Raw genomic sequence first — 25150 nt, forward strand, 5'->3', positions numbered from 1 at the left:
TTTTACCGCCGGTGGCGTAACGTTGCCATGTGGAGCGGTCGCCGTAGAACTTGTTCAGATCGAGGTTGCCGTTCCAACCGTCGAGTCGTCCGCTGCTCGTGTACTGGCGCATGGCGCAGCTGTAGGTTCCCTCGTTCCATGGGGTCGACTGGTAGCCGGTGGGCTTGTAGTCCGGGTATTGGGCGACCCACAGACCGCAGTTTTTCCGCACGTCCTCGGGTATCTGATTGATCGCGGATGATTGCACGTAGACGAGCGGCCAGACGCCGGTGCGTTTGTGGACTCGTTCCACCCATGCTCGCACCCATGTGCCGTCGCCCCACGCCGTGTTGTCCCCGGACTCCCAGTCGAGCACGGGGATGGCTTTGCCTCGCCACGGGTTGAACGTTGCGAGGAAATGATTGGCTTCCGTCGTGGCGGTGCCGCCGCGAGCGTAATGGTATGCGCCGAGCAGCTTGCCGGCTCTTGCCGCGTCGTTGATTTGTGCGTTCCATGTCGGGCTCACGTAGCCGGTGCCCTCGGTCGCTTTGACGATGACGAAATCACACGGCACTCGGGCGAGATCGATGCCGGCCTGCCAGCTGGCGATGTCGATGCCGTTTAACGCCATGCGTGCTCCTTTCCGCCCGGTTGCGGGCATGGGAAAGGCCCGAACGCAGTTGCATTCGGGCCTCGGTAGGTTGGGTTGGATTATTGTGGGTCGGGTTTGATGTGCGCGTCCCTGATGTCCTCGATCATGGCGGTGCCGAGCCCGTTGCCTCCCAGATCGTGGTAGGCCGAGTAGATCTGTTCCGCGCGCTCTTTGACGTGGATGGGGCATACGTGCCCGTCCTCGACCTGCTGGTCGTTGATTTCCTCCAATCGAAGGAACAGGATCAGGCGCATCGCGCGTTCTAACGCGCTGGGTTTCTCGAACCGTCGCAGGATCCACGCGGTGAACGTGCCGGTGGCTCCCGACCCGATCACGGCGGTCAGGATCACCGCCCACACGGGTAGCGTCTCCGTCATGTCATAGGCCTTCTTTCCTTTCTACTGTTTGAATAGGGCGTAGTCCGTGCTTGTGATGATGGTGCGTCCGAGTTTTTGCAGTGCGTTCCAGTCGCCGAGCGTGTACAGGGCTGCGCGTGCGGGCGTGACGTGACTGTTCGCGCCTTTGATCCATAGGAGGATGTTGGACTCGTAGTCGCGTTTCACTCGGGTGACGAGCCGGTTGGTGGTGCGGGACAGTTCGGTGTAGTTGACCGTGCTGCCGTTGCTGACCGAAATGTACGCATTTTCGAGCGTGTCAGCTTCCACGACGGCCACGTAGTCGCCGAGCGTCAGACCCGTACCGGGGGAGAATAACGCGACCGTGCAGGAGTCGTTCGACTCGGTGGGCGAGTACGTCCACAAGCCGGTCGACGGGTCCTGCATTGAGGACGCGTGCCATTCCACGCGATTGGTCTTGCAGTCCGTCCACGGGCAGAGATTCTCGATCCTCATGCGACCAGCCCCCAATTGTGTCTGTTCAATAGGAAGTGGGCCACGCGAATCAGGTGGAGGCTAAGCCCCCCCCCCGAAGACGAGGACCTGGTCGGTTGAGTTGAAGAAACTCTCGTCCTCACTGGTTTCGGTGATGCGTGTGTTGTAGAACGCGGTGACCACGTTCACTCCCTGCCTGCCGCGGAAAACCACGGTGATTTTCCCGTTCGCGGGGACGGTAAACGCGACGCGCAGGAGCTTGTTACTGGCCCATGTCTCGCTTTGCGCGAGGATTGTGCCGCTGCTGTCACGAGTTTCGAGGATCGCACCGCGATACTTGTCCTCGGCGGCCGCGCTGCCGACTTTAGCGAGCAGTGCGAGACTGCTGCCGGCGGGCAGTTGGGTCAGGTCCCATGCGGCGTAACTGCCGTACTCAGTGGACGAGGTCAACGCGAACCCGGTCACGCCTGGTGCGTTCCAGTCGCGGAACGTGCAGTCGATCAACTCGCTCGGCTGCATACGGGACGACAGGCCCGCCGGATTAGGGAAATAGTTGTGCCGCAGCATCACGCCACCCCCAATCCGAGGAGGGCGGTTAGAGGAAGAGGCGTTGTCCCGTGCTGTTGGGTACGGGCCAGTGGCCGGCTTGCCATGCCTGCCAGTCGGCTTGCGTGAACACGGCGTGCGCGTGGGGAATCACCCACACGGTGTCGGCCGGACCGTTCAGTGAGAGTACCGGCCCGTCCGGTGCAGTCGCCCATTTCTGGTCGACGAGGAACGCGGCCCGTGTCGACTCGTTCAGAATCTGCGATCCGCCGTTGTAAATGCCGATCGACGTTGCGGCTGATTTCTCGAACTCGACGTAAATCACCATAGGCGTGGTTGCAAGCAGTTGTTTCGCTGACTTGTCCATTTGCAGGAACGTGGACCATGTAGTTGTTGGCGTCTTCTGCTCGTACTTCCACAAACCGTTCGACTGTTGCGTGGCCGTGCCCTGATACACGCTGTGATTGGACAGGCAGGCGGGATCCTGAGACATGTTCACGATCCTGGTCATGCCGCCACCACCCACTGAGCGCGAGCAAGGCGGCGAGCATGACCCTGGGGTCTACATTCCCCCCCCCCATTATGGGTCAGGGGACAGAGCGTGAAGTCCATGTAGTCGAATCCGAGTTTTTGCAGTTGCTCGTATTCGGGTTTGCTCATGACGAGGATACGGTTCATAATGTAGGCCTTTCCGGTGGTGAGGGGAGCGTGGATGCGCAGGGTCATTTGCGTGGCTCCCGCGGGAGCGGTCACTTCGCCGATCGCACGGCGGTTCGGTTTCAGGCTCGCGCCGCCCGCATTGGGATTGTCGTCTGACACGGCGTTGCCTTCCTGGTCGCGCCAGATCGGGCGGAACACGCCGCCGCTGCCGGTGGTCGAGTCACCGGCCGCGCTGATGTCGCCGGCGAACACGTAGGTCACGCCCGCCTTGACGGGCATGAGCGGGGATTCCATGTACGCCTCCCCGCCGTCTTTGACGCGTTCCACCGCCAAACCTCGCGCGTCGGCTCTCCACGGTGCCGCGTTAGCCTTGCCCGTCCACGTGTTCACTATGACGCCATGCGGATCGGTCACAAGATTCTCAATATCCACGGTTGGCTCTCCTTTCAGTCCTCGTAGTAGAGCATGAAGCTCCTGCTGTTGTTCGGCTCGCCTTCCCACCCTGTGGCGATCGGATGGATATGGTCGGTCGGCGCATCGTAATAGGGATCCGGTTCATCCATGAGAGGGCTCCTTTCAATCCATGATGTAGAGCACGCTCGGGCTATTGTTTTCGGGGCCGGTGGCGAACGTGTACATGTCCGTGAGCACCGACGTCGAGGCAGCGGTGAGCTGGGTGAAATACACCGGTTTGCTTTCGGTCATTTCGTTCGTGGCCCGATAGTGCAGGTGCATGTAGTACAGGCGTCCGCTCGCCAAAGCGGGCATCGCCGTCTTCGAGTCGACACGGGTAAGTACCAGCTTGTCGGCGATTTGGAGCATCATTTGCGGGCCGACCGCGGTCGCGTCCAATGCAGGCATCGACACACCGACCGGCACGCTGAGCGCCGGGCCGACGGTCACGGTCGGGAACACGCCCGGCATCTGCGGGGCGAGCAACCGGTCCAACGGGGCGGAGCTGATCGATGCGGTGGTAAAGGGTTCGAACGTGACCCAACAGTCGACCTCGTATCCGCGTCGGTCGAACCATGCGCGGCCCTTGTCGCCGACGGGCACGCTGAATACCTGCCTGCGGTCCGTGTTGACCACGTATGGCACCCACTTGGATCCGTCGTAGCGTTGGATGTCGATGATCTGTGTGTTCGACTCGTTAGTCTTCATCCAGATCTGACCGCGGACGGGCTTGTCCGGGGTCGTGTCCTGGATGACCATGCCGCCGTTCGCGTCGGCGTTCGCACCGTCGTGTCCCTTGGGCAGGCCGAGGTTCAGGGTTTTCGGCCAGCCGCTCGTGAGCGTGGCCGTGGCTTTGGCGGCGGGGTCGAGGGTGGTGACGGTGCCGATCGTGATTTGCACGCTGGCGGCGAGTTTGTTGGCTCGGTCGATGCTCGTGTTCAGATCGTCGATCGCCTCGCGGATATCGTCGAGCTTATCCGATGCGTCCGGGGATGACGGGTCGTAGACTGCGCGTTCCACGAGCGCGTCGAACGTGCGCGTCATCACGGCCGTGTTGCCTTTGGCGATGCGCACGCCCATTGCCACACGGCCGACTTTCGACAGTGCGCGGCGCGGCACTGGGACTTCGAACGTGGCCGTGTCCGCTCCCGAAACCGCGGTCATGGGTTCCTCGAAACCCAGATCCTGACCGGGATTGAGATTGTACTGGAGTGACGCGGTGAGCCCGGTCGCGGGTATGGGCACGCCCTGGTCGGTGACCGCTACGCGCAGCTTCCGGCCTTGTTCGTCGCCAGCGTTCAACCGGATACTGGGTAGCCAGTCGTTCGCGCTGTCGAGCGTCAGGTCGATCGTGCGGTAATCATCGAGACTCGCCATCCGCCGCCTCCGCATCAGCCTCCGACTCAGACGGTGACGCCTGAGCGGCCTGCAACTGCTCGACCTGCGCTTCCAGCATCGCGATACGTAACGACTGGTCCGCGATCATGCCCTTGAGCCGGTCGATGACCTTCAACGGTTCGATGCCCATGGTTATGCTCCGATCGGATCGCTGGTGGACGTGCGAATCTCGGTAATAGTAGCGAGATCCGCAGCAGGAATCGTGCGCACGGTGTTGGCCTTCAGATCGGTGAACGCGACCGAGGCGGGGGATTTGGTAGCGAACACGGCGCGCAGCATTTTGTCACTGTCCGCCCATGTTTCCGTTTCGTCCCGGTCCGTGTACTCCCAGCGCAGGCCGAGACGCAACAGGTGGCCTTTGATCGTGTCGGCCTCGGGCCGCAGGTCGAGCACGGTATTGTCATTGTCTGCCATGATGGTGTTCCTTTCTCTGATGGGGGTTTGATTGGGGGTTAGTAGGCGATCCACTGCACGCTGACCTTCTGCACGTCGGACACCCACGCGTCCTTATCGTTGCGGACGAATCGCACCATGCAGTACGTCGAGTCGACGGATTGGACCACGGGATGGAAATGAATGCCGGCGTCGGTGTTCGTGTAGGACATGCTGACCACGACCGTCGGCGTGTACCCGCATCCGTGCGCAAAACGGATCTCCCCGTACCCGTTCGTGTTACCCGAGTACACGCCGCTCTTAGGCATAGTGACGTCGAGCCCGGCGATAGAGGCGTGCAGGCCGTTGTTGTCGAGGTACATGTTGCCGCTGCCAGACTGGAACGTGATCTGGTTCTGCGCGATGGTAATGTACGAGTCCGCGTCCAGGAACAAGCGGATCGCATCACTACTGACCTGCACGTGACTGTTGTTGTACACCAACGCGCTCTTACTCGGGCTCAGATCGACACGACTCGACGTGGAACCCGAATCGACAAGCAACTGTAGATAGCTCTTCGCGAGCTGCAGCGCAGCATCCGAGCTCTTGACCTGCAGGCCAAACGCCTGGCCACTACCGATCTCGTTTCGGATTGACGTGAACTGACCGAATTTGAGCCACGAGTTCCCGTCATTGCTGATGAACGTGGAGCCCTCGGACGCGCCCACGATTTTCGGCGTGTTGACCGTCGCACCGTTGATCACGTCACCGTTCAACGTGCTACCGGTAATGGTGGCGGAGATGAACTCGCCGTCTTCCAGGTACAGTTTGCCCGTGTCGAGATTCCAGTAGGATTTACCGCCCTTGATAATGCCGGTGTCGATGTAGGTCGCGTTGATGTACAGGAGACCGCCGGCCAGGGCGATGCCCTGCGCCTGACCGTTGTTCGTCAGTTTGTTGAAGATATAAGTCTGGGTCAGTTCCTTTTCGAGCGTGTCGACCTGCGACTTCGACTGGTCCGTCGCGAACGCTTTCGCCGCGGCCAAGGTTTTCTCCGCGACCGTGTCGGAATACGATTTGGACGACGTGAGGGTCTTCGCATCGTTCTCATCGGAATGCTTGTTCGCGTTCGCTTCGGCCTGATCGGCTTTCGCGGTCGCGTCCTTCTGCGCACTATCCCACGTGGACTTATCACCGGCCGCCGCGTTCGCCTTCGCATCAGACAGGGCTTGTTCCGCCTTGCTCGTCGCATCAGCCTTAGCATCCGTGAGCGCTTGGCCGGCTTTCTGCGTGGCGTCGGCCTTCGCGCTGCCGAGCGTATCCGCACCGACCTGGTTCGCGTACTCCTTCGCCCAGTTCTTCGCCTCCGTTTGCAGGTTCGCCGCGTAATCCTTGGACGCGAGATCGGCGAGCGTACCAGCGTCGAGCTGCGTGGTGGAGGAGAGGCGGAATTCGCCGGTGTCGAGGTCCCACCAGTTGCGGCCGGCGGCGTCGGAGATCCTGCCGGTGAAGAGCACGTTGGCGAAGATGCCTTTGCCGGACGCGAGGTTTCGGAAGTCCCAGTCGCCGTTCGCTTTCTTCGATGAGGCGATACGCCAGTAGCCGCCGCCGATCTGGATGACCTGCGTCGGGTTCTGGTCGCGTGGCTTGTCGTACACGTAGATGCCCTGGCCTGGCACGAGGTACGTGTAGCCGCCGTTCTCGTTGAGTATTTCGTTGACACGGTCGATGAGATCGTGCATGTAGTTTTCGGTGCCGGTGGCCGCGTCGTCCCACGTACTGCTGTTGGCGATCATTTTGTCGAGCGCCTGCTCCTGCGCCGCTTGGCGTTGCGTGAACGACGAAGTGATGTTGCCGAGCGTGAGCTTCATGTCCGCCACGCCGCCGACGAGGTCTTCCTCGATCTTGGTGACGCGTCCCTCGACGCGCAGGGCGGGCGTGAACGTCGTGTCGACGATCTGCACGCTGTCGCCCAGATCGGTGCCTTCCACGTCGTATCCGGCTTTGGCGAGGGCGATCACGTCGGCCGTGTAGGAGAGGACCGGCTGGGAGCGTGTCTTAAACGCTTCCTTGGTCAGGCGCAGGAGTTCTTCGGGATGCTCGCAGTCGGCGAATTGGATTTGTCCGACGGCGTGCTGTTTCGTCCCGTCGGGTCCGACGATGCCCCACTGGGCGATCAGGCTGTCGTCCTCGACGTATTCCTTGCCGTCGTTGATGTCGGCGAACGTGATCTTGCGACTGTAACCGCCGGTCGTGTCCCCGTTCTCGTCGGTTTTCTCGATGCCCTTGCCCCAACCGTAGAGGCGGGTGACCACGTCGTCCGCGTCGACGGTGCGCGTGACCTTGGTCAGGTCCTTGCCGTATTCGAAGCGTTTCGTGGTGACAGTGCGGCCGCGCTGGTTGTACAGGTTGACGGTGCGCGTGGCGACGGTGCTGCCGTCCTGACTGAGTTCGATTTGGGTTTCGATTTCGAGTCCGAACGTTTTGCAGGTTTCCTGCAACGCCTCCAAAGAGCTCATGCGGAACATGCTGATGTTGGCGATGTGCAGGAGCGAACCCTGTTCGACCCGGCCGACCTTCCACCGGGTGCCGTCGAGCGCGTTGGTGGCGCAGCCGACTGAGTTGGAGTCCCGGTTGCGTGTTTTGGCGATGTAGGAGCGGGACAGTTCGATGATGCTGTTGGAGCAGTAGGCGGTCGTGATGGCGGGGTTGCCTTCGGAGCGGGACACGTCGCTGCTGGTGCAAATGTATTCGAGCCACCGGCCCATGCCGTCCTGGATGAGGATGCGCTCGTCCTTGTTGATGGTGCTGGTGGTGGTGATGTCGAGCGTGTCGGTCCCGTCGACGGATTGGGTGCGGTCGGCGCGGATCACGTTCTCCAAGTCGCCGAGCGGATTACCCCACCGGTCCAAGAGCCGGAATCGCATCGGGATGCCTCCTTAGATGAGGGTGAGCGGCGTGTGACTGATCGTGCCGGATGCTCCGGCCACGGTGATCTTGTTGAGTCCGGGCCGCAGCGGGAAATAATCACTGTCGAGCGTGGGCGCGCGGAGTTGTCCGTTGAGCCGGATCCACCGGTCAAGCGGATCCGAACTGATCGCGATGGATCCGCTCAGCGTGCCGGAGATCGCCGTGACCGAAAGCTCCCGACCGTACGCGTCCTTGACGCTCACGGTCTTCGACCCGTCCGGCGTCAAGCTCATGGTCGGCCAGCAGGGGCGATTGCCCTTCACATACACGTTGTTGACGCCCTTGGCGAGCTTGACAGTGCGTACCGGCCCGTACAAGCACGGGTCAGCGTCGAGCTTGACGGTGACCTTGGAAGCGATAAGCCGGCGGCCGGCCCAGATGTCCTGCCATGCGCCGACGCTGAACCGGCCCTGATAGACGCCGGGCAGCGTACGCCACGTGATGGTCGTGCGCCGCCCGTTGAGCGCAGCGAGCCGTATTTTCGCCGCGACGATGTCGTCCTCGTCGCCGAGCGTGTACAAGCCGATCGTGATTTCACGGTTCGACAGGTACGCGGCTCCCGTGTCGTCCTCCAACGTCAGGTCGATCATGCCGGACAAGCCCGCCATCTGCTGATAGGACGTGGCGGGCGTGGCCTCGCCGACGCTCACGCCCGTCTCGTCGACGGCGAGCATCATCTTCTCGACTGGCATGCCGTTGATGGCGAGCCCGTCGACCGTGGGCATGGTCATGCGACGCTGGGAGAGGATCATGGGTCACCTTCCTTTGCTGGCGAGCCGGTTCAGCTCGTAGTTCATGGGACGGGCGAGCGTGCCGGCGAGAACCTCGCCGCCCCGGTCGTTGAGCCGTAGGGCGACACCGTCCGACAGGGCGGTGGTGATCGCGTCGATGATGTCCTGCCGGTCCGAGCCCGTCGCGTCGGCGAGATCGGGTGTGAACACGCTCCGGTTCGTGACGCTCATGGTCGGCGACAGGCCGTCCGGCGTGGTCCATCGGGCCGTCAGATCAACGTCCGGAACCATGTCGGTCAGCGCGTTGACACTGCGCGCGGCGGTCGAAGCGTACTTGTCGATGCCTTCGGCCATGCCGAGCGAGATCTGCTTTCCGACCTGTTCGCGGAACACTCGGGACGGGGAGTGGATGCCGAGCACGTCCTTGGCCCAGTTCAATACGCTGGAGCCGAGATTCGAGATCGTGTTCTTGAGCCAGCTCATCGCCCCTCCGATGCCCTCGATCAGGCCGCTGATGATCTGCCGGCCGGTGTCGTACAGCCAGCTTCCGGCACCGGACACGACGTTGAGCACGGTCGTCTTGATCTTGCCGACCGTGTCGCTGACGTTCTTGATCCCGTCGCTCACGGCCTGCTTGATGCCGTCCCAGATACGCGACAGGGACGTCTTGACACCGTTCCAATTGTTCTCCCACGTGGACTTGATCTGGCCCAGCGTGTTCGACAGGTTCGTTTTCGCATTGTTGATCCCATCGGACACGAGCTTCTTGACCTTGTCCCAGATGTCCGAGACGAACGATTTGACGCCGTTCCAAATGTTTTCCCACGTGGATTTGATCGCGTTGAGCTTGTCGCTGATCGTGGTCTTCGCGTTGTTGATCGCATCCGACACGGTCTTCTTGATCGCGTCCCAGATCGGTGTGACGAAGTTCTTGACCGCGGTCCAGATGGTCGTCCATGTGGTTTTGATCTGGTTGACCACGTTCGTGACCGTGGTCTTGACCGCGTTGACCGCCGTGGACACGAGACTCTTGATCCCGTCCCATATGGTCTGCGCGAACGTCTTGACCGCGTTCCAACCCGTCTGCCAGGCGTTCCCGACCGCGGTGAGCATGTTGCCGATCGTGGTCTTGATGCTCTCGACGATCGGCGCGAAGAACGAGACGATCCCGTTCCACGTGTCCGAGAAGAACGAGCTGACCGTCGTCCAAGCGCCCTGCCAGTCGCCCTGAATGAGTTGCAGGACCGCGACGATCACGGTGCGCACCAGATTCACGGCCGTATTGACCACGCCCTGGATAAGCGTCCACGCCATGACGAGATTGTTGTAGAACACCATGAGCGCGGCCTGCACCGGACCACTCGTGTTCGCGATCATCGACGCGACCGAACTCGTGATCCACACGAACGCGGCATTGATGCCGTCGCGCACGAGCTGCAGGGGACGCAGGATCAACGCGCCGATCACGGTCCACACGTTCGCGACTGCGGTCTGGATACTGCCCAATGCGTTCGAAACGATATTGCCCATGTCGGCCCACACGCCCCGGAACCAGCCGGACACCGTATTCCAGCCGGCTTTCATCCCGTCGGCCGCACTGGATGCGGCGCCCTTGATGCCTCCCCACAGGTCCTTGAACCAGCCTGCGATATTGCTCCAGCCGGTCTTCACACCCTGAGCGGCCTTCGAGAACGTGTCGGTGATCCCAGTCCACAGGTTCGAGAAGAACTCCTTAAGCCCCTGCCATGCGGCCTTCGCCCAGTTAATGAACCCTGACCAGATCTTCCGGCCAAGCTCCGTTTTCGTGAAGAACGCGACCAGCAGCGGGGTGAGGGCTGCGATTATGATGGCGGCTTTCACGAACGGGTTCGCGCTCATCACCGCGTTCAACACTCGCTGAGCGGCGGCTACGGCGAGCGTGGCAACCTTCTGCCCGACCAGTGCGGCCTTGCTGCCGACCAGGGCAACCTTCTGCCCGACCAGTGCGGCCTTGCTGCCGACCAGGGCAGCTTTCTGCACCGTCCACGCGGCGGCATTCTTGGCCAGTGCGGTGACGTTTGCCCACAGTTGTGCGGTAAGACCGCTGATTGTCGAGCTGATGATGCTGAAGGTGCCTACGAGCAGGCCTTTTATGCCTCTCACAACGCTGATGGCATTGTTCCACAAATTCTGCGCCGCTGTTGCGAGCTTTATCTCGATAGTGAATTCTTTGAGCGCGGCTGCCGGCCCACCGAGATCCATGACGAGCAGAATCGCGTTTTTAACGCCGGCAATGGCCGTAGCGAAGGTGCCGAGGCCGCCGGCGACTGCGGTAAATATGCCGGTGAGACCTTTATAGATAGCGAATGCTGCACCGAGGCGGACGATGATGGGGATGAGCGGGCCTCCATACTGGAGGAACAAGTTGAGTGCGTCGGCGACGAGTTTGATGGCGCCGGCGATCGTGCCCGGCGGGACGAGATGCGTCCAGTCGACGGCCATGTTCGCGATCTTGGAGATGATGTCCCTGATCTTGTCCCACGCCGCCTGGAACGACTGCGTGGCGCCGTTGTCCTGCAACGCCTGCCACAACTGCTTCAACCAGTTTTTCGCACCGGTGACCATGTTGGCGACGCCCTGACCGATGAGCCCGAACTTGCTGGTGACCGCGTTGATCGTGTTCGAGATCGTGGGCACGCCAATCGCCTCGATGACGGTCTGGATGGCCTTGGCGACACGGTTCTTCGTGTTCGCGAACGCAGTCGAGATGCCCTGCGTCGCGTCCTTCGCCTGCTGCTCGAACGACGCGAACCCCTTGGCACCGTGCTTGTTGAGTTTGACGATCGCGTTCTGGAAGTCACCGAACGTGACCTCGCCTTCCTTCATGGCGTTGTACAGGTCCATGCCGTTCTTGCCTGCGCCGAGCAGGGACTGGGCGAGCTGGTTCATCTGACCAGGCATGGCCATCTGAATCGACTTCCACGCGGTCAGATCGACCTTGCCGACGGACAGCATCTGCGTGTACTGCTCCATCGCGTTGGCCTGCATGACCGTGCTCTTGCCACCGGCCAGGAGTGCGTTGTTGAACGCGATGCTGATGTCGGTCGCCTCGTCGAGGTTGCTGGTCAGCGGGGCGAGGGCCTGCACCATGCCGGTCAGGCTTGGCAGCGTGGTCGGCAGGCCGTCGACCGCGTCGCTGGCCTTCTGCACGGACTTGGCCGCGTCCTTGCTGGAATAGCCCAGGTTCTTCATGACGAGCGGGAAGTTGCGCATCTGATCGGCGCGGTCGACCGCCGCGCCGATGCTGCCGCCGATCACGTCCATGGCCTTGGACGTGATCGCGCTGGCCGCGCCGATGATCCCGCCCTGCGCGCCCAATGCGGACGCGAACCCCTTGCCGGCGACCTTGCCGCCAGCCGTGCCGGCGCCGCCGAACGCCTTGGTGATCGCATTGCCCACGCCCTGCATGCTGGGCACGATCTGCACGTAGGCGGTTGCGATGGATACAGCCGAAGCCATGGTGTCTCCTTACTGTCGGGGGAGTGCGAGGAACGCTTCCAGTTCGTCGACGTCCATCGACGGGGCCTTGGGGGTTGCGGACGGCATGTGGTCGCCGGGCCGGGGCGTGCGGTCCTTCCATCGGGCTCCTGTCTTGGATGCGGCCTTGGTTTTCGCCCATGCGAGGAAGTCCAGCGAGTCGCGAATGTCGGCGAGCAGATACTGGGCGTCGGTCCATGCCAGACGCGGGTCGAGCTTGGCCCAGACGCGGGCTTCCTGCGGCAGGTTCGCTGCAAGCGCCGCGGCGCGATGGATGGTGAGCTCATGGCCGAGCCGGTCAAGGTCGAGCCCGTAATACCGTTGGAAATCAGCGGTCAACGCGCCCTGGTCCTTGGCGAGCATGACCACGAGCGTCAGGAGTTTGGGTTGAGTTCCTCCATGACCTGGGTGATGAACTCGGTGATTTTGTCTAGTTCGATGCGTTTGGTCTGCGGGTCGGTCAACGCCCGTTTCATGGCCGGGTATGCGGGGCCGCACAGTTTGCGCAGGAACGGGACGATCGACAGGACGCCCATTCCGTTTTCCTCGCCGTCGGCGGCGGCTTGGATGTCGTACAGGTATTCGACCATGTCGTAGTCCTCGAGCACGGCCGGGTCGATGGTCAGGTCGACACCCATGACGGTGATCGTGCGGACGGTATTCTTGGGCGGCTTGTGGTCTTGCGGTTTGGTGGGCATGAGACTCCCTCGTCAAAATAAGCAGGGCCGTCACTGATGGACGGCCCTGATGGAATGTGTGGTTACTTGCCGGTGGTGGTGCCGCTGGTGGTGACGGTGGCGATGTATTCGACGCAGGTCTTGCCGCCGATCAGGTCGCTCGGGTTCGCAGCGAGGGTGACTTCGTATCCGACCGCCTCGCCGGCCGAGTAGACCGTGTCGCCGAACTCCGCGTTGGTGTAGTCCGGCACGACGATGCGCTTGACACGGTTGCGGCCGAGCATGATCTCGAACACGCCGACGCGGGATTCGCCGTCGGGCATGCCGTGCTTGACGGTGATGTTGTCTCCGGTGCTGGTCACGTTGTCGGTGCCGTAACGGACGGCGAGCGCGACTGGGTTGGTTTCGAGCATGACGAATTGGAATGTTTCGCCGTAGCCGCTGATTTCCTTGAGGACGATGCCGCCGCCCATTTCCTTGATTTCGGCGTTTTCGGTGTCGGTGGCGTTGGTGACGCCGTCTTCGCTGATGTAGCCGACGGTTTGGAATGCCTTGTCGAGCGCGGTGGTCGCGTCGGCTGGCAGGGCGGTGCCGGCTGGAGCGGTGTAGAAGCAGCCGCTGGCTTTGGGTTTGCCGAGGGCGACGTTTTTCTTGCTGTTGGCCATGATGTGTGCCTTTCGTGGGTGGGTGATTATGGATTAGGTTTCCGTGGTGATTTGTGCGACGATCTGGCAGCGGGGTCGCATGGGAGGACCGGGGTCGGGGAAGTTGTACACGGAGTTGACGCTCAATGCGCCGGCTTCGTCGAGCTGGTTGACGTCGTGCAGGCGGGGCAGGACGATCTGTCGTGCCGTGTCCATGGCTTCGTTGCGGGTGGGGGCCCATATTTGGATTGCGAGCATGGCGTGTGCGACGAACCGTGTCTCGTCGCCGCCGGTGCGTTCCACGGTGATGAGCCTGTCCGGCCGTTTGGCCGGCACGTCCAAAGAGACGTGCCAGTCGGCGAGGTTGGGGTCGTCGGCGAGCCATTGGCATACCACCTGTTCCGGGTCAGCCATCCGGGATCACCGCCTTGAGCAACGTATTGTGCTTCGCGTTGTCACGCTTCGCCGCAGCGCTGCCCTTGGTGGATGCGAGCGCGATGGAACCCTTCGACGTGGTTTGAGCGACCGCGTACCCGTATTGGGCTCTGGGGGAGGATTTGAGCATGTTGGCTCGGTCGGCGACGCCTTTGGCTGCAAGGGTGACCTTGTGCATGACGGGTGCGGATTGGCGTATCGCCTTGAAGCCCTTGTAGTTGAGCTTGACTCGGTTGGCCATGCGTTATCCTTCCGTGTCGGCGACTTGGACGGTCAGGTTCCACCGGGTTGGGGTGATGCCGCCCGTGTAGGGGGCGGGGTCGCCGATGACCGCGTAGTCGTGATCGTTGATGGTGACGGTCGCGCCGCGCAGGCTCCGGTAGGGCCATGCGCGGGGGAAGCACAATGTTTTGGCTATGTGGATGCCGTCGGGGCGTGTCGAGTCGGTCAGGTTCTCGTTGGTCGCGTCCGCTACGAGTACGTCATCAACCTGTTCCGGCGGATCCTCGATGATCGAGACGTTGCCGTCGTCGTCCACGGTTTCCCGTGGTCTGGTGGTGACGGTGACGGTTTCGCCTTTCACGTTGAACCTCCCGCCATGTCGTACGACCATGACGTGCCGCTGCCGCCCAATGCTTCTTTTTCGTCCGCCTTGAGGTACAGGTCTCCGGCGGGATTCGAGTAGCTGCGGCTTTCGCTGTAACTGCCCGCGGTCTGCGTGGCCTGGGTCACGCCGTCCAGATCGGGGCCGGCCTGCATGGCGCGTTTGACGACCATGCAGGTGATGCGCTTCAACGTGGCGTCACTGGCCTGCTCCCACCTCGGGCACGTGGAGCGGATCAGATCGGACGCGTCGTCAAGCAACGCCTCCGCCCTGACCCGTTCCTCCTCGGTGAGCGCATGCCAGCGGGCCTCGAGATCTTCCGTCGTGGCGAACGGCTGGTCGGGATCCGGTTCCACCTGCATGCCCGGATCAACGTCCGGCTCGCCCGGCGTGGTCGTCTCATCGGCCGCCGGCAGGCCCGTTTCCAGACTGACCGGCGGCAAAGGGTATCCGTCCGTCATCGAGACCTCCCGGGTTAGGCGATCGTGCCGGCGGCCTTGAGCGAGGCGATCAGCCCGTTGATCGCAACCTTGTTCGCCTTCGCGAGCGCCAACAGTGCGTCGTACTCCGCCTTGGTCGGAGCCGCCGCCGCGGCAGCCGGATCGGCTACTGTGACGGCCGCGACCGCTGCGCCCTTTTTCACGCCGCCGATCGCCGTGCCGGCTGCGGGCAGCGTGTACGGCGTGCCCGCGCCGATCGCGGTGCGAGCGGAGGCTGCGTTCGCTGCCGTCAATAAGGCTGTGCCGATTCTGGTGGCGTCGGCGATGGAGGCTGCGGACGCGGGGAACGTGGCCGGCTTGCCAGTGATGTCGGCCCATGCGACCGTCACCGTGCCCGTGCCACCGCCGAACGGCGTGCCATCCGGCTTGACCAGACGCACCGGAATGACCAGACCGCCGTCAACGGTCTCCGTGTCTTCCTGCACTACAAGCGTCTGGGTGAGCGGCGCGGCCATCACTTACCCGCCTTGGTCGTGGTGGTCGGGGCCTTGAGTACGGCGATGCCCTTCGGGTCGAGGATCGCGTACGAGTACACGGCCTCAGTGCGGTAGGCGATCTGGTTGACGCCCTTCAAATCCTTGCCGGTGTTGTCCGGATCGCCGTATTCGATGATCTCGCTCCAAATGTCGCGGACCATGCCCCACTTGATGAGACGGAAATCACCGAGGAACGCGAGGATGCCGGTCACCGGCGTGATCAGACGGCCGTTGACCGTACCGGACGTAGCCGCCGGAATACCGTCGAGATTGCCGACCTGCAGGTTGAGCGGGATCTCCGGGTAGAAACGCTGGCCCGTGGACGGCACGCGGATCTTGCGCAGCTCGTTCGCCATGGTCTTACTCATCGCGATGCCGTTGATGTCGTACTCGTCGTTCACCTGCTCGGCGAGCGCGTCGATGTCGTCGACGCGGTTGTCCGTGGCGGTGACCTGCACCGCGTTCGCGGCGAGCGCGTCGAAGCCGGTGAGCGCAGCCTTCTTCTTCGGGTCGAACGCGTGGTAGATCACGTAGTCGAGGACACGGCCCATGGCCGCGGCCTGATCGTCCTGGATCTTGCTGATGATCTCGAGCTTGGCGTCCTCGTCGGCCCACTGCAGTTCGTTGCTGACGCGGGTGGTGGTCTGCACCTTGAAGCGCTTGCCCACGACCGGGGCGAGGGTTTCCTCGTAGCTGCCCTTCTGCTCGCCTTCGGCGATGACCTCGGCTTCGGAGTTGCCGGTGAAGACCATGTACTCCTTGTCGAGGAACAGCTGCGGTTCCGACGGGGAGAGCGCGGCGATGGTGGACGTGTCCTTGGCTCGTTTGGTGATGACGGTGGCTACTTCCTTCGGCAGCAGCACCTTATCGGTGGAAAGCACCATGATGGTTCCTTACTGTGATGTGGTTTGTGATGGGTGGGGAGGTCAGTCGCTTCGCCGAACAGGGAGCGCACGTATGCCTTGGCGCGTTCGTCGGCGGTCTTGCCTTCGGGATGCTTGGCCGGGTCGGGCACGTTCGGCAGCTTCGGCGCGGGCTTGAAGATCTGCTTGAGGGTTTCGGCGTGCGCCTGGATTTCCTCGAGCGTGCTGCCCTTCAACGCTTCGGCCGGGATGCCGGTCTTGGCGGCCACGTCGCGTTTCCATTCCGCCTGCTGCTTCTCGGCCTCGTAGGCGGCGACCTTTGCTTCGAGCTCCTGCATGTGCTGGGCGGTTTTCTCGGCCTCGCTCATCTGCGACGCCTTGAGCTGTTCCAGCTCGTCGGCGGCGCTCTTGTTGGCCTTGGCCTTCTTCTCCCAGTCGCGCGAATGCGCGATCGCTTCCCGGTATTTGGCCTGCCAGTCGACGTCAGCGCCTTCCGGCTCGTCCTGAACGTTCTGTTCGGGATCCGCCGGAGTATTGGCGCCGCCTTCCGGCGGGGCGTCGATGAAACGGATGTGATGGGGCCAATGCTGGTGGAACATGGCTGATCTCCTTATGGTTGGGCCCTTTCCGGGCATTAAAAAAGCCATTCGTGCGGATGGCTGAAAATCTGATAGACTGTGAATGTCTTGGCTTCTCTACCTCGAACCCGTTATTGGCTCTGGGAGTGAGAAGCCGTTTTCGTGTCTCGGTCGATGCGGGTGATCTTGTCGTCGTAGTCGATGAGCATCACGTAGTCGAGTTTTCGTCGTTGCAGTGCCCTGCGAATGTAGTCCAGGCATTGATTCACGGTCATGTCCGTGCGGCCTTGTTGCAGGTGGAGTACGGCGGCGCTGCCTTGTCTGGCGGCGGAGCGCAGGAGCTGGTCGACGCTGTTGCTGGTGTCTCCGGTGGGAGCCTTGAAATCGACGTCGTGGCCGTTGATCACCGCGTCGGATGTCTTGACGCCCTGCTGGTCGCTGCGTTCCCGCACGGTCACGGCGAATCCGGCCGCGCTGAGCGCGTCGAGCGTTTTGCGTTCGTGTGGTTTGAGTTCGGCTTCTGCGCGGGAGCTTTGCATGACCGGTGTCGGCACCGTCCCGTCGTACAGCCACTGCCGGTCTCGTTTCGACATTTCCTGCGTGATGCGGTGTGTCTTCCACAGGTCGTAGTCGTCGATCTCCGTGTCCGTCTTGCCCTTGGCTTTCATTTGTGCGACGTATTGGGCGTACGTGGACCGGTTGAGCGTGCCTTCGATCGTCTGCCGGGTTTGCAGGTAGCGTTCCCTCATGCCGTCGGGGTCGTAGCCCTTGAGCTGGGTTTCACCCCATGAGCAGACGATCCGGCAGTCGTCGTTCTTGTGATACCGGTTGCCCCAGCCGCCTGCGGATTCCTCGCTCCAGTAGACGAAGCCGCGGGAGGCCATGAGGATGCAGAACGCGCAGGTCGGGCCGACCGGCACTCGGGCGTAGCGGGGATGGGACTCGTCCGATTCCATGTTGAACCGGCTGGTCAAACGGGCCGTGACACCGACGATGTCCGCGGCGAGGTTCATCCACTCGTCCTCGCCGTACCCGTCGGTCTTGAGCGCCCACAGATCGTCCATCGTCATGCCCGCATGGCTCTGATGGTTGACCACCTGCGTGAACGTCAAACCGTTGAAGTCGGTGTCGTTGTAGCCGCCCATGATCTGCCAGAACGCACGATCGGCGCTCACCTGCGACTGCTTGTAGTTAGGGAGTTTCACTCCGGACGCCTCGGCCCATGCGGACCGCACCGCGTCATAGTAGTCGTTCGCGGCCTGACCGGCGCGACGCGCGTACTCCTCGAACACTTCGCGGCGCAGCGCGTACAGAGGATCCTCGAAATTGTCCCAGGCCACGCCCGCCGCCAACTGCTTGGCCTCGAGGGTTAGATTGGCGAGCGTGTCCTGATAGTCGTCCCATAGGTCATTCAAGTGGGTTTGGAACGTTTGCCGCTGCTGCGGGCTGAGACTGTCCAACGGCAGATTCGTCTGCGTGCTGTCCATCCGCCGTCTCCTCCTGAGCATTATCCTTGGCGAGCGTGAGCTTGGCCCTCAGCTCGTCGACAGCCTGACGGGAACGTTCCTGCCGCTCGTACGAGCGATGCGACCTGATCTCATCCCACGTCAAACCGGCACGAGACAGACCCACATCACTGTCCGCGAACAGGGGGTTGACGCCGGCGACCTTCGCGTACCAGTCGGCGCGGGCCGCGTCGCTGGCCTCCTTGGTCGGCGCCCACAATGGGCGCAACTGGCGCACGTCCGCCTCGTCGGCGCCATCGTTGAGCAGCGCGAGCGCGAGCGTTTCACGGATACTCTGCGAAAAGCGCTTGTTCTGCCGGTCCGCGGTGCGGGACAGTTTGCGTTCCGCTTCGGCCATCGCTTCGGCGGACGCGGGATTGTCCATCGTGATGCCCAGGTCGTTGACGGGAATGTCCGTTTCGGAGCTGACCATGAGTGCGATCGTCTTGAGCATGTCCGAATGCGGTTGCATCGAGGCTTGCGTCAACTGGCGCAGATCAGGCTTGTCACCGCTGCGACTAGCCGGCACGCCATTGATGACGCTGACGATCGAACCCCACGTGTCGGGACTGACCTGCGACTTGTCCGCGCCCAAAAACCAGATACGGGGAGCCGCATAAAACTCGGCCGTGGCTTCCATACGCACCAGAGTGCGCAGACCGAAATCGGTGAGCGCCATCAGCGAGCGGGTGATGCGACTGGAGCCGAATGGGCGGTACAACTGCTGGTCGCTGATCAACGGCACCACGGTCGGCCGGTCAAACCCGGTCGGAACCGTGGCAGCCGTCCAACCACCGCCGTCGGTCTTCGAACATAAGTACACCTTTCCGGGCAGCCACACGTCGAACCCGGTAATACGCCCGTCCCTGTCCTTGTCGCGCATGGTCAGGGCGGCGCCGATCCGATTGTTGCGCCAATCCCACAGGGCGCTGCTCCAGTCGGCGGCGCGCGGCGTGATGACTGTGCGTCCCTCGTCGGCGGAGACGGTCAGGAAACTGCAGCCGTGCGTGTACGCCGACACGATCGCCTGACTGACCTTCACGTCCAGCATCGTGTCCGCAACTAGCGCGTCGACTTGATCCTGCAGAGCGTCCGGCGCGTCCACCCCCTCGAACACCGACAAATCGGCGAGCGCGCGAACGGCCTTGTTGGGCCAGCCGATCATAGGGCGGGCCATGGTTTTCATGGCGGGCGGGATACTATAGGCGACGCCCTTGTAGTGGTAGTGGGCGAGGTAGTAGCCGGTGCGGATTGTGTTGCGCGCGTAATGGTTGCGCCATGCCTTGAGGAGTTCCTGGATGACGGGCTGGTCGTCGTCCGCGACGCCTTGGATGCGGCCAATGTGGGCGCTTTCGACAGCGAGCCAGCCGATTTGACTGCGGGCGGTCACGAGGTCTTCGCTCATCAGTACCACGCTTTCTGTTCTCGGGTCGGGTCTCGTTTAGTGGTCATCGCGCCGTGCAGGGCGAGGGTGACGGCGTTGAGCGGGCTGATGTCGGTGTCGTCGTCGGGACGATTCCAGCCGATCATGCCGCTTTTGCCGATGGGCCGGCTGGTCGCTTTCCTGACCGCATCCCATAGGGGCTGCTGGCCGTCCTCGCCCAAGTGAGTGAGGGTGTTGTCTCGCAGCATGTCCTGGAATCGACCGCAGGCGCGGCCCATGTCGGTCGCTCCGGTAACGGTGACCTTGACGCCAGCCTCAGCGAAATCGGGCAGCAATGCTGCGGCAGGGGACTGGCCGTCGATGACGACGCTGGCGGTCTGATCCCAGACACGGTCGATCAGATGCACGGCCCACATGGTGCCGTCCCGGTTCGTGTCCCGGTATTCAGCGATCTCGATGTGCGCGGTACCATCCTCGTACCTCATGCACGCGCCGATGGTCAGACGAGTACGGGTCGGGTTCATGTCGAGCCCAAAACTACGGATCCCGTCAGGACGCATCTTGGAGACGGTCGTATCCTCCCACTGCTTCATGTCGATGGCGCGACTGGTGGAATGCTCATCCCAAATGCCCAGGGCTTCACGGCGAAAATCATCCGCCGACAGGTTCTCCCACAGGTTCACGATCGACTCGTCGCTCGTATGCGACGGATAGGACGGGTTGGCTTTCCTCCACTGGTCCCGGTCGAGCGGGTCACAGCCGCGTTCGGCCGCGAACTCGACGTACAAGGTACTGTGGCTACGCCCATTGCGCGCCTTGTCGCGCATTCGGGTAAACGCCTCGCCATTATCCCGGGGGCCGGGCGGCGTGCCCATGTAGATCGTCTGCGGGTTCCACGCCCGGTTCTGGGTTGGCAGCATCGACGCCATCGCCGAATCGGACAAGTGCTGCGCCTCGTCGATCACCAGCAGGGCGATCTTCTTGATGCCGCGCAGTGCGCCGCGTTCACGGGCGCGGAAGAAGATGCGGCTGCCGTTGCGGAAGCGTATCTCCTCCTTGCCGGCTGCCAAGCTGATGCCGTGGTTCGGATCCACCAGACTCGTCATCTCCGGGCGCAGAACGATCGCGCACATCGACTCGAACGTGTCCTTGATCACGCTGAAATGCTGCGCGGTCCACACGATGCGCGTGCCGGGATTGCGCGCCGCACGGTGAATCGCAATCCACCCCACGTCGTACGTCTTGCCCGTCTGACGGGGAATCGACATGACCACGTTGCGCGCCGACCACATGCCGTCCGCGCCCATGCACAAGGCGATCCGGTTAATCTGCCGCTGCCACGAGTCAAACCCGTCGCCCGCAGCTTTGGCGAGCGCGTTCAGACTCGGCTCGCACGTCGAATACAATCCATCGGGCAATACCTGCTTGCTGGCCCCGTCAATCCTCTGAGTCATCCATTCGCTCGTCTTCCGTGTCAAGAGCCTGTACGGCCGGATCGTGTTCGCGTCTCGCCTTGTCGATCGTCTCGATCTCGGCCCCCAGATCGGCGATACGCTTCGTCAAGGCGGCGAGGTCGCGTGGACTAGTCACACCCTGATCGAGCTGTTCGGCTATCATGTTGCGCAACGCGACCAGCAATCGACGACGATCGCCGGAAGACGCGGCATTACTGATGCGACGGGACTTCGCAGTAGGCTTCGCCACTGCCGATTTCGATGTTCTTGACACCATGTCAAATCACCTATTCAGTGTGAAAAAACGACCGGGGGTAAAAAGGCGCTTGGCCCGTGGTCGCCGGTCGGCCACGGGGGCGTGGGCGCCCCCCCACGGGCGCGGGCGCGCGGGCGGGCGCGCACGCGATCGGGACACGGGCGCGCGTGTGGGTGAGTGTGTGTCCGTGTCACGTGTGTCTGTGTCTCGTGTGTGCGGGCGTGTGGGCGAGTGTCGTCATCGTGTGTTCGTGTCGAACCACGCGCTTGCGCGTATGCGTGTCGTGTTGATGTTCGTGTCGCGTGCGGGTGCCTGTCCATGTGCGATGAGTTGTGCGACGCGTGTGCGTGCCCAGGCGAGTGAGTGGGTGCCTTTGACTGCGTTGCACCATCTGTGTGCGGGGCCGCTGTTGTCGTGGGTGAGTGTGCCGCCGTGTTTGAGCGGGACTGTCTCGTCTACGACGAAGCTGTATGGGTCCGGCGCGCGCAGTGTGTAGTCGATCGGGCGGAAGCAGATGTAGCAGTCTGCGTCCATGTGTTGCCAGCGTTGTCGTTCGTGCCGGCGCTTGGACCCGTTGGCGTAGCGTGGATTACGTATGGTCGACCGCCTCTCCGCACAGTTTCATCCATGTGTCGTAGAACGCGGCGCAGCTCGCCTCGAGCGTGGGCCTGAGTTCGTCCACGGTGATATAGCCGTCCGGGTCGACGCTGATGGGTACGGGGAGGGGGCCTATTTCACCGATGGCCCCGGGGGCGTTTCCGCCGATGAGCTTCAGCGTGAGCGTCGGTCCCTGTATGAGATACGTCATGTGTCACCGCCTTGTGATTGTTGGAATGTGCGGGCGTGTCGTGTGTCCTCGGCTTGCATATCTATATGAACTGAGGTATTATAGATATGTCGGCAAGGAAGACCGGCAATCACAATTCAAGAGTGAAAGGAGGAAGCGGGATGCACCTCGACTGGATTGGCGCAATAACCGGCGCCATCTCAATGGCCATCAGTCTCGGAGAATTCGTTCTCCATCTGATCGAGCATCGCGAGGAGCACCACAGCAGCCACAAGCCGAAGCATAGGAGGTAACAGAAAGAGGGGTTCCGAGCGTTGGTGCCGCCCAGAATCCCTCTGTACCTCCAGCATCCCGCAAATCACCATGAAACGCAAACTCACCGCCATCGCCGGACTCGCCTCGTCCGCCGCCGCAGCGGCGTGCGCGTTCGCCGGTTTCGCTCCGTGGATCACGGCCCTGTTCGCCATCGCCGCGGGCATCGACTGCCTTACGCTCGGCCTGTTCGGAGGCCATGATGACTGAGCATTACCTCGGTGTCACCGATGTGGCCGAACGCCTCGGCATCGTCAAGTCGGCGGTCAGCGCGTACAAGCTGCCCGAACCGGACGTGATGATCGGCAAGACCCGCGGCTGGTCCGTCGAGACGATCGACGAGTGGAACCGCAACCGTCCCGGCCGGGGCGTCGGCGGAGGCCGACCACGCAAACATCCCAAGACCGGCGAGTGAATACACGAGCGGCGCCCACGAGAATCATCGCGGGCGCCGCTTCTTGTTTGAGCATCAGGCCGGATTCGAACTGGCGCTGGGGCGCTTGGGAAGCGTGTGCTCTAGCCGCTGAGCTACTGATGCGAGGGTGGCCCTGTCGATTGTCGCTGCAGCGCGGGGCCGTGTGAATCAAGGTCATCCACCATGTTCGCATGGAAATGACCACTGTAGCTATGTATACGGTGACAGAAGCCGTTTGTCAAATATCGGTGACAGTCAGTCATACAACTGTGGCATCGAACTCCACGTGATCGACCGGGTGCGCCGTGCTGCCCGGCTTCATCGCTTTCTCGTATGATTTGCGGACGAGTGACTGTGGGAAGTAGTAGCCGTTCTTGTGATCGTATCCGATGCCGATGCACCAGACATCGGTTCCCGTGTAGAACATGATGCGGCTGTTGCCGGATTCGACTACCGCGTCCGCCTTGTCCACCTCCATGGCTCCAGCGAGCATCTTCATTTTTTCCGGCAGCCATCGGACGTCTCCGTTGGGCGCGACTTGACGTTCCGAGATTCTTCTGCCGGCGATCAGGTGCTCGTAGAACTTGGCGTATGGGTAGCGGCGTGTGCGGGAGGCGTCGGTGTAGTAGTCGAGGCCGCACAAGTGGGCGAAATTGGATGCCTGCCAACGCACTGGGAGTGTGAATCCGTCGGAGCATATGAACGTGGTGGTCATGCCGACGAGACGGGAATATGCCGGAGCGGCCTTGCGTGCCGCGGCCAGCATGTCGATCTTGGCTTTGGTGATGTTCACGTCCCGCTCCCTGAAGTCATAAAAAGAGGGGCATCCGACCGAGATGCCCCTCCGAGACAACGGAACCGTCTTTTTACAGTCTTCTGCATGACTAGCCCTAAGAGGGGCGGGTTGTGGCATCGGCCGGTCTAGCCGTCTGGCCCTGCCAGTGGGCGGTGACGTCCTGCTCTCGCGGCGGCGCTCACGAATGCGCCGCAGACGCCTGCGACAGCCGATTCCATTGTCTCGAACCCGAAGCCCCGCCCCGCGGTCTAGGCAGGTCCGGGCGTTCAAGCTCACCATGAGCATACCACATGCTAGCCGTTCGTCGTGTGACTGTTCAACACTTGCCACACGTCCCATACGAGATAGACCGGCCCGTCGTCGCAGTGGGCGACCGGTGTGATTCGTCCGCGTTTGGCCCATTGCGTGATGGTGTTGCGTTTCACGTCGATGCCCCATGGAGCGAGGAGCCGACTGATTTCGGCCGGGGTACCCTGTGCACCGCCGACCGCGAGCCGCGCCATGCTGGAGCGATGCACGTCCTTGATCCGGGATTCCTTGCAGCACGAGCCGCAGGCTTTGTATCCGGATGCGAGTTCGAGCGGGTCGCAGCGCAGTTCCATTCCGCACTGGGGACACCAGCCGATCATTTTCGTGTCCGGCGGCGGGTTGAGTATCCGGTCCAGACGGATGGCGGCCTGATCGGTGAGCGCCATGATGGTTGGTGCGTCCGGGCGGGCGAGCAGGCGCGGCAGGTTGGCGATGATACCCGTGAGCAGGTCCTCGACGTCCATGTGGTTGCCGTAGTGCAGGCCGGCGGCGCGTGCCATGCTGATGGTGAGCGTGCGTATGTCCTGGGCGAGCTGCCATGCGCCGAGGTTGAGTGGGATGGGCGCGACGGAGCGCGTGCCGTGGCCTTGCGAGCGGGCCATGACGTTGGCCTTGCGTGCGGCGATCAGGCACAATGGCTGGTAGCTGTGCTTGATGGCTGTGAGGTTGTCGTGGAAATGCTGCTGGCTGGTGGATTGTGGCATGGCTCCCCGCTCCCGTCGACTATAGTTAGTGTTGGGTAAGGGCTTCCTGAGCCGGCGAGCGCGGGGAGCCGTTTTTTTTTTTGTTGCGTGTGGTTGTGTGTGGTTAGAATAGGGGTTCGATGAATTCGGGCCCGTATTTGGGGTCTGGTTTGGTGGGGTGTCCGGCTTTGATCACGTCGATGATTTCGGCTTGGGTGATCCCGTAGGGTTTGAGTGCGTGTGCGGTGTCGGTGACGCTGATGCCCTTGCGGTTCCAGTCGAGGATCATGTCGCGTAGTTTCGCGTTGATGCTCATTGTGTCCGCTCCTGGTCTGCGCCGTCGGCGTGTGCCCAGTCGCAGGTGA

32 protein-coding genes and 1 tRNA gene are annotated in these 25150 nt (G+C 62.3%); 2 read left to right on the forward strand and 31 right to left on the reverse strand.

What is annotated here, in order from left to right; translation table 11 throughout:
- The 27 genes from BBIA_RS06620 to BBIA_RS06755 all read right to left on the reverse strand — a co-directional run.
- Nucleotides 1-610, reverse strand: a 610-nt coding sequence (locus tag BBIA_RS06620; RefSeq protein ID WP_035138177.1) for a GH25 family lysozyme, incomplete at its 3' end; no start/stop codon positions are given.
- A gap of 80 nt (nt 611-690) precedes the next feature.
- Nucleotides 691-1008 (reverse strand): hypothetical protein, encoded by a 318-nt coding sequence (locus tag BBIA_RS14420; protein WP_033496613.1) that lies wholly within the window; start codon nt 1006-1008, stop codon nt 691-693.
- Between the two features lie 21 nt (nt 1009-1029).
- Nucleotides 1030-1482 (reverse strand): hypothetical protein, encoded by a 453-nt coding sequence (locus BBIA_RS06630; RefSeq protein WP_033496615.1) that lies wholly within the window; start codon nt 1480-1482, stop codon nt 1030-1032.
- A gap of 60 nt (nt 1483-1542) precedes the next feature.
- Nucleotides 1543-2028: a hypothetical protein gene (locus tag BBIA_RS06635; protein ID WP_033496616.1), complete on the reverse strand. Its 486-nt coding sequence runs from the start codon at nt 2026-2028 to the stop codon at nt 1543-1545.
- Nucleotides 2029-2056: 28 nt separating this feature from the next.
- Nucleotides 2057-2518 (reverse strand): hypothetical protein, encoded by a 462-nt coding sequence (locus BBIA_RS06640; RefSeq protein ID WP_033496618.1) that lies wholly within the window; start codon nt 2516-2518, stop codon nt 2057-2059.
- Nucleotides 2515-3099: a hypothetical protein gene (locus BBIA_RS06645; protein ID WP_033496620.1), complete on the reverse strand. Its 585-nt coding sequence runs from the start codon at nt 3097-3099 to the stop codon at nt 2515-2517. The genes BBIA_RS06640 and BBIA_RS06645 overlap by 4 nt, the downstream gene beginning before the upstream one ends.
- A gap of 144 nt (nt 3100-3243) precedes the next feature.
- Entirely contained in the window at nt 3244-4497 is a 1254-nt protein-coding gene (locus BBIA_RS13345) for a BppU family phage baseplate upper protein (protein WP_051923864.1), read from the reverse strand.
- Nucleotides 4481-4648 carry a hypothetical protein gene (locus BBIA_RS14220; RefSeq protein WP_156103682.1) on the reverse strand — a complete coding sequence of 56 codons (168 nt, stop codon included), beginning with the start codon at nt 4646-4648 and terminating at the stop codon, nt 4481-4483. Before BBIA_RS14220 ends, BBIA_RS13345 begins: the two co-directional genes overlap by 17 nt.
- A 2-nt stretch (nt 4649-4650) precedes the next feature.
- A complete protein-coding gene (locus BBIA_RS06655; protein ID WP_035138179.1) occupies nt 4651-4932 on the reverse strand; it encodes a hypothetical protein in 282 nt (93 codons plus the stop codon).
- A 38-nt stretch (nt 4933-4970) separates the two neighbouring features.
- Nucleotides 4971-7817, reverse strand: a complete 2847-nt coding sequence (locus tag BBIA_RS13350; protein ID WP_051923865.1) for a phage tail spike protein — start codon at nt 7815-7817, stop codon at nt 4971-4973.
- A 12-nt stretch (nt 7818-7829) separates the two neighbouring features.
- Entirely contained in the window at nt 7830-8612 is a 783-nt protein-coding gene (locus tag BBIA_RS06665; RefSeq protein WP_238548457.1) for a phage distal tail protein, read from the reverse strand.
- A gap of 3 nt (nt 8613-8615) precedes the next feature.
- Nucleotides 8616-12089, reverse strand: coding sequence for a tape measure protein (locus BBIA_RS06670; protein ID WP_033496262.1), 3474 nt, complete (start codon nt 12087-12089; stop codon nt 8616-8618).
- A 9-nt stretch (nt 12090-12098) separates the two neighbouring features.
- A complete protein-coding gene (locus BBIA_RS06675; protein WP_033496264.1) occupies nt 12099-12470 on the reverse strand; it encodes a DUF5361 domain-containing protein in 372 nt (123 codons plus the stop codon).
- 11 nt (nt 12471-12481) lie between these two features.
- Nucleotides 12482-12805 carry a hypothetical protein gene (locus tag BBIA_RS06680; protein ID WP_033496266.1) on the reverse strand — a complete coding sequence of 108 codons (324 nt, stop codon included), beginning with the start codon at nt 12803-12805 and terminating at the stop codon, nt 12482-12484.
- A gap of 62 nt (nt 12806-12867) precedes the next feature.
- Nucleotides 12868-13449: a phage tail tube protein gene (locus BBIA_RS06685; protein WP_033496268.1), complete on the reverse strand. Its 582-nt coding sequence runs from the start codon at nt 13447-13449 to the stop codon at nt 12868-12870.
- 33 nt (nt 13450-13482) lie between these two features.
- Nucleotides 13483-13842 (reverse strand): hypothetical protein, encoded by a 360-nt coding sequence (locus tag BBIA_RS06690; RefSeq protein WP_033496270.1) that lies wholly within the window; start codon nt 13840-13842, stop codon nt 13483-13485.
- Nucleotides 13835-14104, reverse strand: coding sequence for a hypothetical protein (locus BBIA_RS06695; RefSeq protein ID WP_033496272.1), 270 nt, complete (start codon nt 14102-14104; stop codon nt 13835-13837). Before BBIA_RS06695 ends, BBIA_RS06690 begins: the two co-directional genes overlap by 8 nt.
- 3 nt (nt 14105-14107) lie before the next feature.
- A complete protein-coding gene (locus BBIA_RS06700; RefSeq protein WP_033496274.1) occupies nt 14108-14446 on the reverse strand; it encodes a hypothetical protein in 339 nt (112 codons plus the stop codon).
- Nucleotides 14443-14928, reverse strand: coding sequence for a Gp19/Gp15/Gp42 family protein (locus BBIA_RS06705; protein ID WP_051923866.1), 486 nt, complete (start codon nt 14926-14928; stop codon nt 14443-14445). Before BBIA_RS06705 ends, BBIA_RS06700 begins: the two co-directional genes overlap by 4 nt.
- Before the next feature lie 14 nt (nt 14929-14942).
- Nucleotides 14943-15422, reverse strand: a complete 480-nt coding sequence (locus BBIA_RS14875) for a head fiber protein (RefSeq protein WP_051923867.1) — start codon at nt 15420-15422, stop codon at nt 14943-14945.
- The gene (locus BBIA_RS06720) at nt 15422-16327 is read right to left on the reverse strand and encodes a phage major capsid protein (RefSeq protein WP_033496276.1); all 906 of its coding nucleotides are present in this window, start codon (nt 16325-16327) and stop codon (nt 15422-15424) included. The genes BBIA_RS14875 and BBIA_RS06720 overlap by 1 nt, the downstream gene beginning before the upstream one ends.
- The gene (locus BBIA_RS06725; protein ID WP_238548458.1) at nt 16285-16905 is read right to left on the reverse strand and encodes a helicase; all 621 of its coding nucleotides are present in this window, start codon (nt 16903-16905) and stop codon (nt 16285-16287) included. The genes BBIA_RS06720 and BBIA_RS06725 overlap by 43 nt, the downstream gene beginning before the upstream one ends.
- Before the next feature lie 110 nt (nt 16906-17015).
- Complete coding sequence (locus tag BBIA_RS06730) at nt 17016-18371, reverse strand: VG15 protein (RefSeq protein WP_033496279.1); 1356 nt, start codon at nt 18369-18371, stop codon at nt 17016-17018.
- The gene (locus tag BBIA_RS06735; RefSeq protein ID WP_033496281.1) at nt 18292-19794 is read right to left on the reverse strand and encodes a phage portal protein; all 1503 of its coding nucleotides are present in this window, start codon (nt 19792-19794) and stop codon (nt 18292-18294) included. The genes BBIA_RS06730 and BBIA_RS06735 overlap by 80 nt, the downstream gene beginning before the upstream one ends.
- Nucleotides 19794-21227, reverse strand: a complete 1434-nt coding sequence (locus tag BBIA_RS06740) for a phage terminase large subunit (RefSeq protein ID WP_033496283.1) — start codon at nt 21225-21227, stop codon at nt 19794-19796. The genes BBIA_RS06735 and BBIA_RS06740 overlap by 1 nt, the downstream gene beginning before the upstream one ends.
- Nucleotides 21211-21477: a hypothetical protein gene (locus BBIA_RS06745; RefSeq protein ID WP_238548459.1), complete on the reverse strand. Its 267-nt coding sequence runs from the start codon at nt 21475-21477 to the stop codon at nt 21211-21213. The genes BBIA_RS06740 and BBIA_RS06745 overlap by 17 nt, the downstream gene beginning before the upstream one ends.
- A 595-nt stretch (nt 21478-22072) precedes the next feature.
- Nucleotides 22073-22291: a hypothetical protein gene (locus BBIA_RS06755; RefSeq protein ID WP_033496287.1), complete on the reverse strand. Its 219-nt coding sequence runs from the start codon at nt 22289-22291 to the stop codon at nt 22073-22075.
- A 342-nt stretch (nt 22292-22633) separates the two neighbouring features.
- On the opposite strand from BBIA_RS06755, the gene BBIA_RS14225 reads away from it, so the two are divergent.
- The gene (locus BBIA_RS14225) at nt 22634-22792 is read left to right on the forward strand and encodes a hypothetical protein (protein WP_156103683.1); all 159 of its coding nucleotides are present in this window, start codon (nt 22634-22636) and stop codon (nt 22790-22792) included.
- Nucleotides 22785-22997, forward strand: a complete 213-nt coding sequence (locus BBIA_RS06760; RefSeq protein ID WP_033496289.1) for a hypothetical protein — start codon at nt 22785-22787, stop codon at nt 22995-22997. Before BBIA_RS14225 ends, BBIA_RS06760 begins: the two co-directional genes overlap by 8 nt.
- Before the next feature lie 50 nt (nt 22998-23047).
- On the opposite strand, the gene BBIA_RS06765 is transcribed toward BBIA_RS06760, so the two are convergent.
- From BBIA_RS06765 to BBIA_RS06780, 4 genes are all read right to left on the reverse strand, one after another.
- Nucleotides 23048-23120: transfer RNA gene (locus tag BBIA_RS06765), tRNA-Gly, on the reverse strand.
- A gap of 136 nt (nt 23121-23256) precedes the next feature.
- Nucleotides 23257-23790, reverse strand: a complete 534-nt coding sequence (locus BBIA_RS06770; protein ID WP_238548460.1) for a PBECR4 domain-containing protein — start codon at nt 23788-23790, stop codon at nt 23257-23259.
- Between the two features lie 296 nt (nt 23791-24086).
- On the reverse strand, nt 24087-24806 hold the full coding sequence (locus BBIA_RS06775; RefSeq protein WP_033496291.1) for a hypothetical protein: 720 nt from the start codon (nt 24804-24806) through the stop codon (nt 24087-24089).
- Between the two features lie 103 nt (nt 24807-24909).
- The gene (locus tag BBIA_RS06780) at nt 24910-25101 is read right to left on the reverse strand and encodes a hypothetical protein (protein ID WP_033496293.1); all 192 of its coding nucleotides are present in this window, start codon (nt 25099-25101) and stop codon (nt 24910-24912) included.
- Nucleotides 25102-25150: the final 49 nt, after the last annotated feature.

Origin of the sequence: Bifidobacterium biavatii DSM 23969, from assembly GCF_000741165.1 — a bacterium.
GTDB classification, from domain to species: Bacteria; Actinomycetota; Actinomycetes; order Actinomycetales; family Bifidobacteriaceae; genus Bifidobacterium; species Bifidobacterium biavatii.

Bases quoted from the DNA above. Each gene is read 5' to 3' on its own strand.
- BBIA_RS14420 (WP_033496613.1), bottom strand. From the start codon at position 1,008: ATGACGGAGACGCTACCCGTGTGGGCGGTGATCCTGACCGCCGTGATC.
- BBIA_RS06630 (WP_033496615.1), bottom strand. From the start codon at position 1,482: ATGAGGATCGAGAATCTCTGCCCGTGGACGGACTGCAAGACCAATCGC.
- BBIA_RS06635 (WP_033496616.1), bottom strand. From the start codon at position 2,028: ATGCTGCGGCACAACTATTTCCCTAATCCGGCGGGCCTGTCGTCCCGT.
- BBIA_RS06640 (WP_033496618.1), bottom strand. From the start codon at position 2,518: ATGACCAGGATCGTGAACATGTCTCAGGATCCCGCCTGCCTGTCCAAT.
- BBIA_RS13345 (WP_051923864.1), bottom strand. From the start codon at position 4,497: ATGGCGAGTCTCGATGATTACCGCACGATCGACCTGACGCTCGACAGC.
- BBIA_RS14220 (WP_156103682.1), bottom strand. From the start codon at position 4,648: ATGGGCATCGAACCGTTGAAGGTCATCGACCGGCTCAAGGGCATGATC.
- BBIA_RS06655 (WP_035138179.1), bottom strand. From the start codon at position 4,932: ATGGCAGACAATGACAATACCGTGCTCGACCTGCGGCCCGAGGCCGAC.
- BBIA_RS13350 (WP_051923865.1), bottom strand. From the start codon at position 7,817: ATGCGATTCCGGCTCTTGGACCGGTGGGGTAATCCGCTCGGCGACTTG.
- BBIA_RS06665 (WP_238548457.1), bottom strand. From the start codon at position 8,612: ATGATCCTCTCCCAGCGTCGCATGACCATGCCCACGGTCGACGGGCTC.
- BBIA_RS06670 (WP_033496262.1), bottom strand. From the start codon at position 12,089: ATGGCTTCGGCTGTATCCATCGCAACCGCCTACGTGCAGATCGTGCCC.
- BBIA_RS06675 (WP_033496264.1), bottom strand. From the start codon at position 12,470: ATGCTCGCCAAGGACCAGGGCGCGTTGACCGCTGATTTCCAACGGTAT.
- BBIA_RS06680 (WP_033496266.1), bottom strand. From the start codon at position 12,805: ATGCCCACCAAACCGCAAGACCACAAGCCGCCCAAGAATACCGTCCGC.
- BBIA_RS06685 (WP_033496268.1), bottom strand. From the start codon at position 13,449: ATGGCCAACAGCAAGAAAAACGTCGCCCTCGGCAAACCCAAAGCCAGC.
- BBIA_RS06690 (WP_033496270.1), bottom strand. From the start codon at position 13,842: ATGGCTGACCCGGAACAGGTGGTATGCCAATGGCTCGCCGACGACCCC.
- BBIA_RS06695 (WP_033496272.1), bottom strand. From the start codon at position 14,104: ATGGCCAACCGAGTCAAGCTCAACTACAAGGGCTTCAAGGCGATACGC.
- BBIA_RS06705 (WP_051923866.1), bottom strand. From the start codon at position 14,928: ATGACGGACGGATACCCTTTGCCGCCGGTCAGTCTGGAAACGGGCCTG.
- BBIA_RS14875 (WP_051923867.1), bottom strand. From the start codon at position 15,422: ATGGCCGCGCCGCTCACCCAGACGCTTGTAGTGCAGGAAGACACGGAG.
- BBIA_RS06720 (WP_033496276.1), bottom strand. From the start codon at position 16,327: ATGGTGCTTTCCACCGATAAGGTGCTGCTGCCGAAGGAAGTAGCCACC.
- BBIA_RS06725 (WP_238548458.1), bottom strand. From the start codon at position 16,905: ATGTTCCACCAGCATTGGCCCCATCACATCCGTTTCATCGACGCCCCG.
- BBIA_RS06730 (WP_033496279.1), bottom strand. From the start codon at position 18,371: ATGGACAGCACGCAGACGAATCTGCCGTTGGACAGTCTCAGCCCGCAG.
- BBIA_RS06735 (WP_033496281.1), bottom strand. From the start codon at position 19,794: ATGAGCGAAGACCTCGTGACCGCCCGCAGTCAAATCGGCTGGCTCGCT.
- BBIA_RS06740 (WP_033496283.1), bottom strand. From the start codon at position 21,227: ATGACTCAGAGGATTGACGGGGCCAGCAAGCAGGTATTGCCCGATGGA.
- BBIA_RS06755 (WP_033496287.1), bottom strand. From the start codon at position 22,291: ATGACGTATCTCATACAGGGACCGACGCTCACGCTGAAGCTCATCGGC.
- BBIA_RS14225 (WP_156103683.1), top strand. From the start codon at position 22,634: ATGAAACGCAAACTCACCGCCATCGCCGGACTCGCCTCGTCCGCCGCC.
- BBIA_RS06760 (WP_033496289.1), top strand. From the start codon at position 22,785: ATGACTGAGCATTACCTCGGTGTCACCGATGTGGCCGAACGCCTCGGC.
- BBIA_RS06775 (WP_033496291.1), bottom strand. From the start codon at position 24,806: ATGCCACAATCCACCAGCCAGCAGCATTTCCACGACAACCTCACAGCC.
- BBIA_RS06780 (WP_033496293.1), bottom strand. From the start codon at position 25,101: ATGAGCATCAACGCGAAACTACGCGACATGATCCTCGACTGGAACCGC.